Below are 14,267 nucleotides of genomic sequence, written 5' to 3' on the forward strand. Positions count from 1 at the left end.
GTGCAGGGCTGCGTTGCTCGGAGCTTATTTGGAACAACCAAACCACGCTCCTCGCGCCTTGCCCTGCACGACATCAGATCCGGCGCGGCGCATGAAATAAGGGAGGACACGCCCACTTGCCACACCCGTTTTTTTTCGTCTGGAGAAAACCGTTATGAAGATTGTTTCTCGCGACCAGTGGTTCGAGGTCAAACAGCTCAGTGATGGCATTCGCCTGATTCACGAGCCTTACATCCGGCCGTTCTACCGTTGCAACCTCTGGCACATCCAGGGTCGCGACAAGGATCTGCTGCTGGACAGCGGCTCGGGGCTGGTGAGCTTGCGCGAGCAACTGCCGTGGATCACCGAGCGGCCGTTGGTGGCGGTGGCCAGTCATTGCCATTTCGACCACATCGCCGGGCATCACGAATTCCCCGAGCGACTGGTGCACCCGGCCGAAGCGCAAATCCTCGCCGCGCCCGATGGCGAGAACACCTTGAGCACGGCGTTTGTCGGCGATGAGATGTTCGAAGCGCATCCCGACTGCCCGTTGTGCTACGCCGAATACCGGGTCAAAGCCGCGCCGGCCACCGGGATGATTGAAGAAGGTGACGTACTGGATTTGGGTGATCGCGTGCTGCAAGTGCTGCACACACCGGGGCATTCGCCGGGTGGCATCAGCCTGTATGAAGCGGCGACCGAGACCTTGTTTAGCGGCGACATCATCTACGACGGTCCGCTGATCGAAGACGCCTACCACTCCAACCTCGACGACTACGCCCGCAGCTTGCAACGCTTGCACGCGTTGCCGATCCGCACCGTGCATGGCGGGCATTTCGGCAGTTTTTCCGGGGAACATTTGCGCACGATGATTGACGAGTGGCAGCGCTCCCACGGCTGAAGCCTGCTGTACTCAGCCAAGGGACAACAACAATAACGCCCTCGAAGAGCAACCATGACCAGAGCCGCCGTTCGTGCTGCCGTGCACCGTTTCATCAGCCGCCTGCTGGAACGTCAGGATGACTTCGACGACAACACCAGCCTGGCGCAGTTGGGATTGGATAAAGAGGATATCGAGGAGCTGATCTTCCATCTGGAAGATGAGTTGGGATTGACGGCGTTTACGGCTGAGGAAGACCTGATGCTCAAGGACGCCAGGACGGCGGCGGATTTGAGTCGGTTTTTAGTGAAGATCGGGCGGCATTGAAAGGATTGCCAATTACAGCCGAGAAACTGTGGCGAGGGGGCTTGCCCCCGTTGGGCCGCGGAGCAGCCCCGAAACCACTCACCCCGGTTGTATCAGGCAGACCATGTTGGCCTATTTACGACTGCTGCGCAGCCGAACGGGGGCAAGCCCCCTCGCCACAACAAGCCCGCCCGCCACAGACAGCGTGTCTGCAATTTACCGGCGGCGCTGCTGGCGTCGACGCTGTTCGTCGTCAGTGCGAATAGGCACAGGTTGCAGAGGCGGTTCGATCAAACCGAGTGCGACACCCAGGTCGTGCAGCCAGTTTTGGATTTTCTCTTTCATGGTGCCCCCTTCAGGGTAGTGCCGAGTGGCCAAAATTCTGTAGCCACTTCGCACTGATAATAGTCCGAAGTCCTACGCAATGCTCGCCCAAGATCGCAATGATCTGTTACTGAATTGATCCAAATAGCTGACCATTAGTTCAAGCCGTCGCCAGCGCCTGACTCGGAACCGTTGGATAGACCAATTGTTGCTGCTCAAGCCAGGCGTTCAGATTCGCCCCGACCATGCCTTTGCGCCACATCAGCCACGTGGTGGCGCTGGCAAACGGCTCGGCCAACGGGTGCACCGCCACGCTTTCGCGGCCCGGCAGGCTGGCCAGCATCGACTCCGACATCAGCGCCACACCTGAGCCGGCGATCACGCAGGCGAGCATTCCCGGATAAGACTCGATCTCTATCGCCCGGCCCATCGCCGCGTGGTAATGGGCGAACCAGGCTTCCAGGCGCATCCGGTAGGAACAACCCTGGCGAAAGGTGAACACCGAGCGCCCTTGCACATCCATCGCACTGAGGATCGGCGGATGATCGGCCTCGCTGATCAGTACCAGCCGTTCGTCGCACAACGGCACGCCGTCGAGTCCCGCCAGTTCCAGCGGACCGTCCACCAGCGCCGCATCGAGACGCCCGGTGAGCAGACCTTCGAGCAATTCACCGCTGGGGCCGGACTGTACTTGCAGGTTCACCGCCGGCCAGGTGCGGTGATAGCGCGCCAACAGCCCTGGAAGGTGGATAGCGGCCGTGCTGTACATGGTGCCGAGCACGAAGTCACCGGCCGGTTGCCCACCCTGCACCGCCGCACTGGCTTCGTCGTGCAAGGCAAACAGCTTGGCGGTGTAGTCCAGCAGGACTTTTCCCGCAGGAGATAACTGCAAACGCTGACGTTCACGCAGGAAAAGTTCGACGCCAAGTTGCTCTTCCAGCTGCTTAAGCCGGGTCGACAGGTTCGACGGCACCCGGTGCAGGCGTTCGGCAGCGCGGGTGATGGAACCCTCTTGCGCGACAGCCTGGAAAATCCGCAATTGGCTGAATTCCACGACCTTCTCCAAATCAGAACAAGTTACTCACTATTATTCATTTTAAAAGAAAGTCAATCAGTCCTAGCCTGACGGTCATTGATCCATTGCAGGAATTCAGACCATGTCCCCTCTGATTCGCTTAACCGCCAGCTTCATCGCCTTGATGATGGCCATGGGTATCGGGCGTTTCGCCCTCACACCGCAACTACCGCACTTGCTCAGCGAAGGTCAGATCGACCTGACTGCCGCCGGTCTGATTGCCGCGGCCAACTACCTCGGCTACTTCGTCGGCGCCGTGGACGCGATGTTCGCCCGCCGCCACCATCATATTCGGCTGCGTTTGCTGGGCGGCTTGTGGCTGTGTGTGCTGCTGACCCTGGCGTCGTTCTGGGCCAATGGCTTCTGGTCACATCTGGTATTGCGCTTCGGCACCGGCGTGGCCAGCGCCTGGGTGTTGGTGATGATCACCGCGTTGAGCCAGCCACTGGCAGCGGCGGCCGGTCGCCCACGGTTGGGCGCCCTGGTATTTGCCGGACCGGGTTTGGGGATTTTTCTTACAGGGTTGTTGGCCTTGGGCTCACACCTGTTGGGACAAACTTCCGCGACTTTGTGGTTGGTGTATGCCGCTGTTGCGCTGGTGATGCTGCTGGGGATTCTGCCCTTCCTGCCGCAACCGGTCACCGCAGTAGCAGCAACGACCGTTAATACTTCAGGCAATCAGGGTATCGGTCGTTTAGGGCTGATCTACGGCTTGTACGGCTTGGGCTACATCATCCCGGCCACGTTTCTCTCGCAGATGGCCAACGCGCAGTTCCATGGTCAATGGATGGCGGATCTGTTCTGGCCATGCTTCGGCCTGGCAGCCGCTATCGGGGTGGTGCTGGTGAGTTTGCGCCGGCACAACCCGAACGCCACGCGTCATTGGTTGATAGCAACGTTGTGGCTGCAAGCCGCCGGGGTCTTCGCCTGCTTGCTGGGCAGCGGCCCAGGCCTGGCGCTGGGCGTCATCCTTTGCGGCACGCCGTTCCTGGCCTGCATGCAATTGGTGATGCAACGCTCCCGGGAACTGGCGCCCCATGCCACTCAGCGCAACGCCGGACTGCTGACCGCATGCTTTGCCGTGGGTCAGCTCGCCGGACCGTTGCTGGCAGCGACAAGCAGCCATTTCAGTGGAGGCTTACAACCCGCGCTGATAGTCGCCGGCAGTGGTTTACTGATCGCCGGCGGTTTGCTGCTGAGCCCGCTCAGTGCTGGCCGAGGGCTTTGCGCAAACGACGGCGCACCCACTGCTCAGCACTGACAAAGGTGATGCCAAGCAACACCAGCACCGCGCCGATCACGAAGTTGAGGCTCAGGTCTTCCCCCAGTAACACCACGCCGAACGTGACGCCGAACAGCGGCGTCATGAACGAAAACACCGCCAGGTTCGCCGCCAGATAGCGGCGCAACAGCCAGAACCAGGTCAGGTAACTGAAGAACGACACCACCAAGCCCTGGAACAGCACGCTGGCCACCGCCACAGTGCTCAGGCTGACGTGGGTGACCTGGCCACTGAGGACCGCGATCAGTAACAGGCCGACAAAACCGACGATCAGTTGATAGAACAATGTCAGGGTCACTGGCGCTTCCGACAGGCGCGAGGCGCGCACCACCACCGTGGTCGCGCCCCACGAGGCGCCGGCCAGCACGCCCAAGGCATCGCCCATCAACATGCGGTGGTCAAGATTGTCCCAGGACACACCGCCAGCAAACGCAATGGCGATCCCGACGAATGCGAGAAAAATCCCCAGCCATTGCACCGGTCTTAAACGCTCGCTCGGCAACAGCCAATGAACGCCCAGCGCGGTGAAGATCGGCGCGGTGTAGAGGAACACCGACATGTGCGCCGCCGTGGTCAGTTGCAGTCCTTCTGAAATGAAGAAGAACTCCAGCCCAAACAGCGCACCGGCCAGTAGTCCACCGCGCCACGTATGGCTGACTTGATCCCAACCGCCCTTCCAGCAGATGAGAAGTCCTACGAGCAACGCAGAAATCCCCGAACGCCCGGCGGCTTGCATGACCGGCGCGATATCGGGCGCCGCCCATTTGATCATCACCTGCTGCACCCCCCAGATCAGGCACAGCCCGAGCATCACTTGCAGAGCAAACCCATCGGCGCTACGCCGGGTGGCGCTCACCGGAACACCTCGACAACAACACAATCCATGGCAGTGACTCGACAGTAAAAAGCAAAGCCCCAGCTCAAGGCTGGGGCGAAAAATTATGCTGTCGATTATTAACCAGATGGCCAGAAAATGCCGCCTGTAAGAGATATACCGAGCAAAGACAATCCTGTGGGAGCGGGCTTGCTCGCGAAGAGGCCATTACATTCAACATTGTTGTTGAATGACAGACCGCTTTCGCGAGCAAGCCCGCTCCCACAATGGACTGCGTTTAGCCAGTGGTCACCATCGCGACCGTGGGCCGAGTTTGCTCACGCCAAGCCAAAACGAAGTAAATCGCGCCACCGAGGAAACACCCCGTGAACCAGGCAAAGTTGGCCATTGGTTGCAGCACCGGGGTGAAGGTGATCGCCACGCCCATCAGCGTTGCAGGAATCAGTGCCTTGACCGCCGTCCAGTTGACCCCGCCGCTGTAGTAATACTTACCGCTCGGCCCGTCATTGAACAGCGCGTCCACATCGATCTGCTGCTTTTTGATCAGGTAGTAATCCACCAGCAGAATCCCGAACAACGGACCGATAAACGCGGCGAGTACATCAAGTGTGTAATGAATCACTTCGGGGTTGTTGAACAGGTTCCACGGGGTGATGAAGATCGACGCCACGGCCGCGATCATGCCGCCGGCACGCCAACTGATTTTGCTCGGGGCGACGTTGGCGAAATCGAACGCCGGAGAGACGAAGTTGGCGACGATGTTGATGCCGATGGTCGCCGTGACGAAGGCGAAGGCACCGAGCAGCACCGCCACACTGTTGTCGATGCGCGCCACGGTGGCAATCGGGTCGTGGAGCATTTCACCGAACACCGGCAACGTGCCGGAGACGATCACCACCGTCACCAGGGAGAACGCCAGAAAATTTACCGGCAAGCCCCAGAAATTGCCCCGGCGCACGTCAGCCATGCTGCGACAGTAGCGACTGAAATCGCCGAAGTTCAGGGTCGGCCCGGAAAAGTACGACACCACCAGCGCCGTCGCGACGATCACTTGTCCGAAAGCCTCCCAGCCCGACAGGGATTTTTCCGCGAGGGTGAAGCTGATATTGCTCCAGCCAGCTTGCCAGACGATCCAGCCGGCCAGCATGAACATCACGCCGTACACCACCGGCCCGGCCCAATCGATGAAACGGCGGATTGACTCCATGCCGGTCCAGAACACTAGCGCCTGGACGAACCAAAGACTGAGGAAACCGAACCAGCCCAGATAGGACAAACCGGCAAAGTGCGGTTCGGCGTAGGCCGCCATCGTAGGAAAAAACCGCAGCACCACGATGATCAATGCACTGGACGCCAGGTACGTCTGAATCCCGTACCAAGCGACTGCGATAAGGCCGCGAATGACCGCAGGAATATTCGCTCCGAATACACCGAACGCCAATCGACAGATCACCGGGTACGGCACCGCCGCTTGCTGGCTCGGCTTGGCCACCAGGTTGGCGATCAACTGCACGATGCAGATCCCGCCGAGCAAGGCGATCAACACCTGCCAACTCGCTAACCCAAGAGCGAACAGACTCGCGGCGAATACATAACCGCCGACACTGTGCACGTCGCTCATCCAGAAAGCGAAGATGTTGTACCAATTCCATTTCTGCGGCAGCGGCCCCAAGTCCTGGTTATACAGGCGGGGGCTATAGCCGTTGGGCACTTGCTCGGTCATCGCGGGGCTCCTCGTCAGAACCGGTCCGCCACACTGCGTACGGGAGCCGGCATCGTTTGTATACGAGTTGCTACGCAGAATGCGTGCCATAGGTGTTTAACATGTGACAGAGCACGGCTTTCAAGCTGCGGGGAAATGGATTTCAGATCGGTTTTCGGGCAACGAATGCCCACGAACAGGGCGCAGGCGCCTGCTAACGGTGCAAAGTTTTATGTATACAACTTGAATGGGGGACTGCTGCGCAGTCAATTCGCGAGCAAGCCCGCTCCCACAGGGGATTTATGTTTGGCTGGGGATCTTCATCTCACGCGAATCCCCTGTGGGAGCGGGCTTGCTCGCGAAGGCGGCATCACAGACAACTCAAATCACCGCACCCTGCACGCAACCCAATGCCCGACGGTGCAGGCCACACAAGTCGCAAAAGCCCCCCACACCATATCCATCACCGCCAACTGCGCCGACCACCCTTTCAACGTCGCCCAGTTGCTCAAGTCATAAGTGCCATAAGCCACCACCCCCAACAACGCGCCCAAGCGTGCGGCGCGTTGCCAGCTTTGCGCCGGCAACACCACGAACACCACACAACCGAAGACATAAAGGAGATAGAACACCGCTGCCGGGGCCAGCAGCGGTTGGTCGAGCATCAGCGGACCAAGCAGCGCGCGGTAGGTCGGCGCCATCAGCACGCCGAGCCAGAGGCCGTCGAGCACGAGAAATGCCAGCAAAGTGCCAGCGTAAGCGAACAAAGCTTTTTTCATTGCACCCGACCTCATGTGGACCCATGTAGGAGCTGCCGAAGGCTGCGATCTTTTGACGTTATAAGATCAAAAGATCGCAGCCTTCGGCAGCTCCTACATGGGGCCGGCTCGGGGTCAGCTTAGTTCAATGCGATCCGCATGAATGACGATCTGGCCGTTCTTGTACAACGCGCCGATGGCCTTCTTGAAGTTGCCCTTGCTGACGCCGAACATGCTGCTGATCAGGGTCGGATCGCTCTTGTCGCTGATCGGCAGGGTGCCGTTGTTGTCGCGCAACTTGGCGAGGATCTTCGAGTTCAGGCTAGTAGCCGCTTCTTCGCCCACCGGTTGCAGGCTCAGGCTGATCTTGCCGTCGGTACGGACTTCTTTGATAAAGCCCTTCTCTTCTTTACCGGCACGCATGAACTTGAAGATTTCGTTCTTGTGTATCAAGCCCCAATGCTTGTTGTTGATGATCGCCTTGAAGCCCATGTCGGTCGCTTCAGCCACCAGCAGGTCAACTTCCTGGCCTGGGGTGTAGCTGGCCGGGGTCTTGTCCAGATAACGGTCCAGGCGCGCAGTCGCGGTAATGCGGCGGGTGTGCTTGTCGAGATAGACGTGCACCACCACATACTCGCCGGCGGTCATCTGGCGTTTTTCTTCGGAGTACGGCAGCAACAGATCCTTCGGCAGACCCCAATCCAGGAACACGCCGATGCTGTTGACTTCAACGACTTTCAAACTGGCAAATTCACCGACCTGCACTTTCGGCGTTTCGGTAGTTGCGATGAGTTTGTCATCGCTGTCCAGATAAACAAAAACGTTGAGCCAATCTTCATCTTCGCTGGGAATATCTTTAGGGATATAACGATTTGGCAGAAGGATTTCACCGTCCGCGCCACCGTCCAGATATAAACCGAAGTTAGTGTGTTTAACCACTTGCAAACTGTTGTAGCGCCCGACTAAAGCCATTTCCAATACCCTCATTGCGTGGGCGGCATTCTACCCGTTTTTGCGGGCCGCGTTCGCCGGCCGGCCCGGTGGCGCGCGAAAATCCTCTGAGGCCCTTAATTTTCCTGGGTTTTATCGACAAGCTTGCGGCCGCTCGTCAGACGGATCTGTCGGCCCTGGCCTGCATCCGTCGAGTCGGATGCACATTTCCCCAGCCAGGCTTCTTATTTAAAACAGCAGCTTAGCCGGGTATTTCGAACAATAACTTGGGAGTAATGGAGTGATGGCCTCGGTTATTTCAGGGGGATATTTACCAAGCAATTGTCAAGTATTTCCTGTACGATGCCTGGCCAAGTTAATTTTCTACAGGTTAATGGCCGCCATGCGTGTAAAAGCATCCAATAGCAAAGCAAAGCCAGCTCCAGCCGTTGAAACCAGCGAATCGATCAACAACCAGATTGCTGCTTTCCTCAAGTCCGGTGGCGAGATCCAGCAAATTGCCAAAGGCGTCAGCGGCCAGACATTCGGCCCGTCGAAGCAAATCACGCTCGGCAAGAAGTAACACCCTGCTTTAACTGGTCCGTAAGCGCTTTGAGCTTCGAAGCGCTTGGACTGGAACCCTCCGCAACACCCCGCAAAATCCAATCAATATTCCAGAAATCGACGAACGGCCCTCAATGCCGAGCATTCGCCGGTATGCTTGCACACGTCTAGATTAAGCGTTTCAGCAGATTTCGGTTCCTGCTTCCCCGCGGTCATGGAGTGACGCATGCTCAAACCCTCCTATCTATTACTCGGTGCCCTCCTGCTGTCGTGCTCGAGTGCCAACGCGCAAATTTTCCAGCGTGAATTGGGCGACTTCGATCTCAAACTCGGCACCACCCCCAGCCGCAGCATGGCCCAAGGCCTGGTCAAGCCCGCCAGCACCGGCTCATTCCACGGCGGTCTCGACTTGAGTCATGACAGCGGCTTCTACGTCGGCCAATGGTCGCCGAGCATGGGCTTGAGCCCAGGCAGTAACCTCGAAGTCGATTCCTACATGGGCTTTAAACAACCCTTCGATAAAACCCTCGGCTACGAAGTCGGCATGATCCATTACAGCTATCCGAAAGTGGACACCCTCGACAGCCAGGAGCTGTTCGGTGGCCTGACCTTTCTCGGCAGCCGTTTTGGCGCCGCCTTCAGCAACGACCCCGACAAACAGAACAGCACCGTGTTCGCCGACCTGGGTGGCAACCAGCCGTTCGGAATCGGTATCAGCATGAAATACACCACCCACCAACTCAACACCCCGGTGTCCGTCGACGGCGGCGCGATCGGCAGTTTCACCGACTGGTCGCTGCAACTGTCCCGCGCGTTCATGGGCGTGGACCTGGACCTGATCTACAGCGACTCCAACCTCAGCGGCAACGACTGCTCCGCCTACTCCGGGCACAACACCCAATGCGACGGGCTGGTCACTCTCAAGGCCGAACGCGCCTTCTATTGATCGGCTTGAACTGCCGGGCTTATCTTGCGTTCACATAGAGAACACCTTCAAAGAAGCCAGGTTTTCGCAAGGACTCGCCCATGTCGCGCTGGTTTAAACGCATCGCCGTTCTCATCACCATCACCCTGGCCCTCGGCGCTTGCAGCCGCATGGGACTGGCCTACCGCAACCTCGACGTGATTATTCCGTGGACGCTCAGCGACTACCTGGACATGAACGGCGAGCAAAAAGGCTGGTTCAATGAACGCCTCAAGGAACACCTGAGCTGGCACTGCACCACCCAACTGCCGGGTTACCTGGACTGGCTGGACCGTTTGCAGGCGATGGTCGAGACCAATCAGGTGACCGACGACGCGCTCAAGGCACGCACCCAGGAAGCCAAGCAAGCCATCGCCCAAACCGCCAAGGAAATCACCCCGTCGGCCATTGAGTTGCTGCAAGGGCTGGATGACCAGCAAGTGGCAGAGATGAATGACGCCTTCGCCAAGGACCAGCGCAAACGCCAGGAGGACTACCTCAAGCCGTCCCTCGATCAGCAAATCAAGGACCGTGCCGAGCGCATGGACAAACGCCTGAATGACTGGCTCGGACCGCTCAGCCCCACCCAGCAGCAGCGGGTGATGACCTGGTCGAACGCCTTGGGCGACCAGAATCAACAATGGATCGCCAACCGTGTGCATTGGCAGAAGCAATTCAGCGCGGCAGTGGCGCAACGCCAGAGTGCAGAATTCCCACAACGGATAGAGATGCTTCTGGTCAATCGCGAGAGTTTATGGACACCGGCTTACCGCCAGGCCTACGCCAACACCGAGGCTCAGGCCCGAGGATTGCTGGTGGATTTGATGGCCGAAAGCACGTTGGATCAGCGTCAGCGGTTGTTGAAGAAGATTGATGGGGTGCGGAAGGATTTCAATGATTTGAAATGCCTGAAAGCCGTTAAACAAGGCTGAACTCAACACAAATCCAACTGTGGGAGCGGGCTTGCTCGCGAAGGCGTCATGTCAGTCAACATTGATATCGACTGAGACGACGCCTTCGCGAGCAAGCCCGCTCCCACATTAGTTTTGCGGTGTTCTTCAGGCGATCTGCGCTTTCGACGCCACCTGATCGAACGTCACTTCATCCAGCGCATCCTGCTGTTCGTCCAGCACTTGCCGAGGATGATCATTCCCCGGAATGCTGCTGTCGATCAGGCTCAATAGACTCGAGCCCCGCGGCGTCAAAATGTAGTTCGAGCCGGAGCCACCCTGCTCTTCTGGTCGGGGCTCGATATAGCCGCGTTCCAGCAGTAATTTCTCGTACTCGCCGGCCACCGCTTTCAGGTGATCGAGGTTTTCAGTCTGCTCGCCTTCCGACGCTTTCTCCGCCGCGTACTGCTCGGCATAGGCCCGAGGCGTGTAGCTGCCTTCACCGTGCTGCACTTCGTGCAGCAAGCGTTCAATCAAATTCCAGTTATAAGTCGTCATCCTTTCAACCTCCAAGCCAGAGTGTGTGATGGCCTTCATAGGTTGTGACCGACAGCGCGGCTAGCCGTTCAGCCGGGGTTTTGAACGGCACCGACCGGTGGTATGTCGAATTTCCCACAGGCCGAACGACTAGGCTGTGTAAGCCAACTCCCAGCATCCCGCAGGAGAAAACCCAATGAACGTTCAGAATCATCCCGTCGTCTCGCGAGAAGAATGGCTCGCCGCCCGCAAGCAACACCTGGCCCACGAAAAAGCCTTCACCAAGGAACGCGACAAGCTAAGCGCCGAACGCCGCGCCCTGCCTTGGGTGAAGATCGACAAGGACTACAGCTTCCAGGGACTGAACGGCGAATTGAAACTGGCTGACCTGTTCGGCGACAACAGCCAACTGATCATCTATCACTTCATGTTCGCCAAAGGCTGGGACGCAGGCTGCACCGGCTGCTCATTCCTGTCCGACCACATCGACGGCGCCAACCAGCATCTGGCCCACCATGACGTGGCGGTGGTGGCGGTTTCCCACGCACCGTTCGCCGAATTCCAGGCCTTCAAGCGGCGCATGGGCTGGAAATTCGACTGGGTGTCGTCAGACGGTTCTGATTTCAACTACGACTTTGGCGTCTCCGCCCGAGCCGAAGACGTCGCCGCCGGGAAAGCGACCTACAACTACGAAAAATCCGACGGCGCCGAAGAAGAACTCCCCGGCCTCAGCGTGTTTTATCGCAACCAAACCGGCGACATCTTCCACACCTATTCCACCTATGCACGGGGTCTGGACATGCTGGTTGGCGCCTATAACTACCTCGACCTCACGCCCAAGGGCCGTAATGAAGAAGAAATCATGGAATGGGTGAAACACCACGACAAATACGACGACAAGGGGTCGTCCAGTTGCTGTCATGGGGGATAGTTTCGGGGGACAGAGGTGCAGCGGCCATTCGCGAGCAGGCTCGCTCCCACATTGGAATGTATTCCCCTGTGGGAGTGAGCTTGCTCGCGATGACGGACTGACTTTCAACATCGATGGCGACTGATACGCCGCTATTGCAAGCAAGCCCGCTCCCACATTCGGGGTCAGGAATCCGGTGGCTGCGGCTTCTTCACAAAGTCCACAAACGCCCGCAACGCCGGTGCCATTTGCCGCTGGCTTGGGTAATAAAGGTAAAAACCCGGAAATGCCGGCGTCCACTCCGGCAAAAGATGCACCAACCGCCCGGAAGTGATGTGTTCCCGAACCTGATGCTCGAACAGGTAGGCAATCCCCGCCCCTTCAAGCACGACACGGGTCAGCATTTCCGGTTCGGTAACCACCAGCGGGCCGTTGACCGAGATCGACAGCTGCTCGCCGGCACGCTCAAACTCCCAGCGATACAGACTGCCGTCCATGGGCCAGCGATAGGACAGGCACTGATGCTCGCTCAAATCATGCGGCGTGTGCGGCGTGCCGAATTGCTCGATATACGCCGGTGAAGCCACGACCATCATTTCCAGATGCCCGCTCAGCTCCACGGCGATCATGTCCTGATCGAGGCTTTCACCGAGCCGGATGCCAACGTCGAAACCACTCGCGACCATATCCACCAAACGCTCATCGGTCACGATGTCGAGACTCACGCCGGGATAGGTGTTAAGGAACGGCCCGATCAGCGGCGCCAGGTAATGAATCGCCGCGATTCGTGGCGCATTGATGCGCAGTCGCCCGCTCGGCGGCGTGCCCGGCGTTTGCGTAACCCCGGCCAGCGCCGCGTCCACCTCGTTGAGCGCCGGTTGCAGCCGCAACAACAACCGCGCGCCGGCATCGCTGGGCGATACGCTGCGGGTGGTGCGATTGAGCAGGCGCACGTCCAGACGCTCTTCCAGCTGGCGGATGGTCTGGCTCAGCGCTGACGCCGACATCCCCAAATGAGCCGCCGCCCGCACGAAACTGCCGTGTTCGACCACCGCGACAAAGGCCCGAAGCTGGGCGTATTCACTGCCTCGCATTATATATGGGTTCCTTAATAAGTCGGACCGATACTAACGCATAATTGAAGCAATCCCACCCCTTTGGGTTTAACACCGACGCAAGGTAAATGAAAACGGGCGACCTTTTAGGTCGCCCGCTTTATGTCATGAGCAATTGAAAAATCCCTTTTATGCAGCAGGTACGCTCGTCACGGGAACACGCTGCTGAGGCAGGGTCACATCGTAAACATGCTGCTCACAGCCCTGACCAATAAACTGGAACTCCACCAAGTAGACCTTGCTTCGTTCTGGCGTAAAAGTGCTGTTCAATGGGCCGCAACTAAAATTGCCGCCGGCGCCCCTGCCATTCGAATATCCCAACACCTCGAAAGGCTTATCGGTATCAGCCTGTACTTCCAACTGCGGAAAGCGTTTTACCGTGACGCTATTGGCCACTTCGTTAAGTTTGGCGATCCAGGCGAACACCTTGCCTTGGCCAGAGTCCACCACGGTCCCTAGCACTTCCATTCTCTGGTCAGGATCTGCCGCACGGCGGACCGAAAACTCTACCGGAAATGTGTTGCCCGACGCTTTCATGATGACCTTGGCGTGCTGTGCGTCGACTGCTACCGTATTTTGGCGTAACTGGATGCCGTCTTTCAGCAGGCAGGGGGAAGAGTCCCTGACGTTGGAATGGCAGCCTGGCAGTGCGAGAATCAGTATCAGTTTTAATAGCTTAGATATTTTCACACACATATATCCTTATTAAACGCACACTCAAACTAACAAAAAACAAAACGGCGATCACATCAATTTAACAAATCACAAAGGGCACAAAAAACACCTATCAAGAGCGACGCCAACACTACCCGCCCGATCGCCTAGCAATATTGGCGCACCTGCCACTTAGCTCGTCACAACCAGACAAGAACGGGCCATATTTCCTAATTATATAATTGCGACCATTCTTCATTCATTAAAAACCGGCCATTTATCACGTATTAAAAACTATAATCCATTACTCATACACCTTTGCTGCACAAAGTATTTTTGCGAAAGTCTTCCAGCTTGGCATGACCACCTCCGTATCTCCCGTATTTTTCGAATATAAGTCAATGACTCTGACCCATGCTTCCATAGCGTCTAAAAAATCCTCTAGAGTTCTGTTCTCCCACTCCTGGGGCGAGAGCAACAGCCCCTCTTTGAACTTAGCTATAAAATCTGCAAGATCTTCTTTTGTCTGTATACCACCAACATCTAAAGTCATTTTTAACCC

17 protein-coding genes are annotated in these 14,267 nt (G+C 57.7%); 7 read left to right on the plus strand and 10 right to left on the minus strand.

The features are described from left to right. Positions 1 to 154: 154 nt before the first annotated feature. Both ACWIKB_RS32250 and ACWIKB_RS32255 read left to right on the plus strand, forming a co-directional pair. Complete coding sequence (locus ACWIKB_RS32250; RefSeq protein ID WP_475271470.1) at positions 155 to 880, plus strand: MBL fold metallo-hydrolase; 726 nt, start codon at positions 155 to 157, stop codon at positions 878 to 880. Positions 881 to 934: 54 nt separating this feature from the next. Beyond that, on the plus strand, positions 935 to 1,186 hold the full coding sequence (locus ACWIKB_RS32255) for an acyl carrier protein (protein ID WP_475271472.1): 252 nt from the start codon (positions 935 to 937) through the stop codon (positions 1,184 to 1,186). Positions 1,187 to 1,381: 195 nt separating this feature from the next. On the opposite strand, the gene ACWIKB_RS32260 is transcribed toward ACWIKB_RS32255, so the two are convergent. Both ACWIKB_RS32260 and ptrR read right to left on the minus strand, forming a co-directional pair. Continuing rightward, positions 1,382 to 1,510, minus strand: a complete 129-nt coding sequence (locus tag ACWIKB_RS32260) for a PA1414 family protein (protein ID WP_007914492.1) — start codon at positions 1,508 to 1,510, stop codon at positions 1,382 to 1,384. A gap of 139 nt (positions 1,511 to 1,649) precedes the next feature. Beyond that, positions 1,650 to 2,543: a putrescine utilization regulator PtrR gene (gene ptrR, locus ACWIKB_RS32265; RefSeq protein WP_475271473.1), complete on the minus strand. Its 894-nt coding sequence runs from the start codon at positions 2,541 to 2,543 to the stop codon at positions 1,650 to 1,652. A gap of 103 nt (positions 2,544 to 2,646) precedes the next feature. On the opposite strand from ptrR, the gene ACWIKB_RS32270 reads away from it, so the two are divergent. Then, positions 2,647 to 3,825: an MFS transporter gene (locus tag ACWIKB_RS32270; protein WP_475271474.1), complete on the plus strand. Its 1,179-nt coding sequence runs from the start codon at positions 2,647 to 2,649 to the stop codon at positions 3,823 to 3,825. On the opposite strand, the gene ACWIKB_RS32275 is transcribed toward ACWIKB_RS32270, so the two are convergent. From ACWIKB_RS32275 to ACWIKB_RS32290, 4 genes are all read right to left on the minus strand, one after another. Then, entirely contained in the window at positions 3,770 to 4,702 is a 933-nt protein-coding gene (locus ACWIKB_RS32275) for a DMT family transporter (RefSeq protein ID WP_475271475.1), read from the minus strand. The two genes, ACWIKB_RS32270 and ACWIKB_RS32275, sit on opposite strands and share 56 nt — an antisense overlap. A gap of 256 nt (positions 4,703 to 4,958) precedes the next feature. After that, the gene (locus ACWIKB_RS32280; protein ID WP_475271476.1) at positions 4,959 to 6,404 is read right to left on the minus strand and encodes an NCS1 family nucleobase:cation symporter-1; all 1,446 of its coding nucleotides are present in this window, start codon (positions 6,402 to 6,404) and stop codon (positions 4,959 to 4,961) included. Between the two features lie 365 nt (positions 6,405 to 6,769). Continuing rightward, the gene (locus tag ACWIKB_RS32285) at positions 6,770 to 7,162 is read right to left on the minus strand and encodes a DUF2177 family protein (RefSeq protein ID WP_475271477.1); all 393 of its coding nucleotides are present in this window, start codon (positions 7,160 to 7,162) and stop codon (positions 6,770 to 6,772) included. Between the two features lie 114 nt (positions 7,163 to 7,276). After that, positions 7,277 to 8,113 (minus strand): CvfB family protein, encoded by an 837-nt coding sequence (locus ACWIKB_RS32290; protein WP_201201609.1) that lies wholly within the window; start codon positions 8,111 to 8,113, stop codon positions 7,277 to 7,279. Between the two features lie 352 nt (positions 8,114 to 8,465). On the opposite strand from ACWIKB_RS32290, the gene ACWIKB_RS32295 reads away from it, so the two are divergent. The 3 genes from ACWIKB_RS32295 (at position 8,466) to ACWIKB_RS32305 (ending at position 10,531) form a co-directional block, all read left to right on the plus strand. Further along, complete coding sequence (locus ACWIKB_RS32295; RefSeq protein WP_017337097.1) at positions 8,466 to 8,654, plus strand: hypothetical protein; 189 nt, start codon at positions 8,466 to 8,468, stop codon at positions 8,652 to 8,654. A gap of 207 nt (positions 8,655 to 8,861) precedes the next feature. Further along, positions 8,862 to 9,581: a TorF family putative porin gene (locus tag ACWIKB_RS32300; RefSeq protein WP_475271478.1), complete on the plus strand. Its 720-nt coding sequence runs from the start codon at positions 8,862 to 8,864 to the stop codon at positions 9,579 to 9,581. A gap of 80 nt (positions 9,582 to 9,661) precedes the next feature. Then, positions 9,662 to 10,531, plus strand: coding sequence for a DUF6279 family lipoprotein (locus ACWIKB_RS32305; RefSeq protein ID WP_475271479.1), 870 nt, complete (start codon positions 9,662 to 9,664; stop codon positions 10,529 to 10,531). Between the two features lie 126 nt (positions 10,532 to 10,657). Here the strand turns inward: ACWIKB_RS32305 and ACWIKB_RS32310 are convergent, their stop codons facing one another. Further along, positions 10,658 to 11,047 carry a transcriptional regulator gene (locus tag ACWIKB_RS32310; protein ID WP_475271480.1) on the minus strand — a complete coding sequence of 130 codons (390 nt, stop codon included), beginning with the start codon at positions 11,045 to 11,047 and terminating at the stop codon, positions 10,658 to 10,660. A gap of 175 nt (positions 11,048 to 11,222) precedes the next feature. Between ACWIKB_RS32310 and ACWIKB_RS32315 the strand changes: the two genes are divergently transcribed. After that, complete coding sequence (locus ACWIKB_RS32315) at positions 11,223 to 11,957, plus strand: DUF899 domain-containing protein (RefSeq protein WP_475271481.1); 735 nt, start codon at positions 11,223 to 11,225, stop codon at positions 11,955 to 11,957. 164 nt (positions 11,958 to 12,121) lie between these two features. Here the strand turns inward: ACWIKB_RS32315 and ACWIKB_RS32320 are convergent, their stop codons facing one another. From ACWIKB_RS32320 to ACWIKB_RS32330, 3 genes are all read right to left on the minus strand, one after another. Continuing rightward, positions 12,122 to 13,030, minus strand: a complete 909-nt coding sequence (locus ACWIKB_RS32320) for a LysR family transcriptional regulator (protein WP_475271482.1) — start codon at positions 13,028 to 13,030, stop codon at positions 12,122 to 12,124. A gap of 150 nt (positions 13,031 to 13,180) precedes the next feature. Further along, positions 13,181 to 13,741: a hypothetical protein gene (locus tag ACWIKB_RS32325; protein WP_475271483.1), complete on the minus strand. Its 561-nt coding sequence runs from the start codon at positions 13,739 to 13,741 to the stop codon at positions 13,181 to 13,183. Between the two features lie 268 nt (positions 13,742 to 14,009). After that, positions 14,010 to 14,258, minus strand: a complete 249-nt coding sequence (locus ACWIKB_RS32330) for a DUF7660 family protein (protein WP_475271484.1) — start codon at positions 14,256 to 14,258, stop codon at positions 14,010 to 14,012. Positions 14,259 to 14,267 lie beyond the last annotated feature (9 nt).

The sequence above is a fragment of the Pseudomonas sp. 5Vm1k genome, assembly GCF_056161485.1.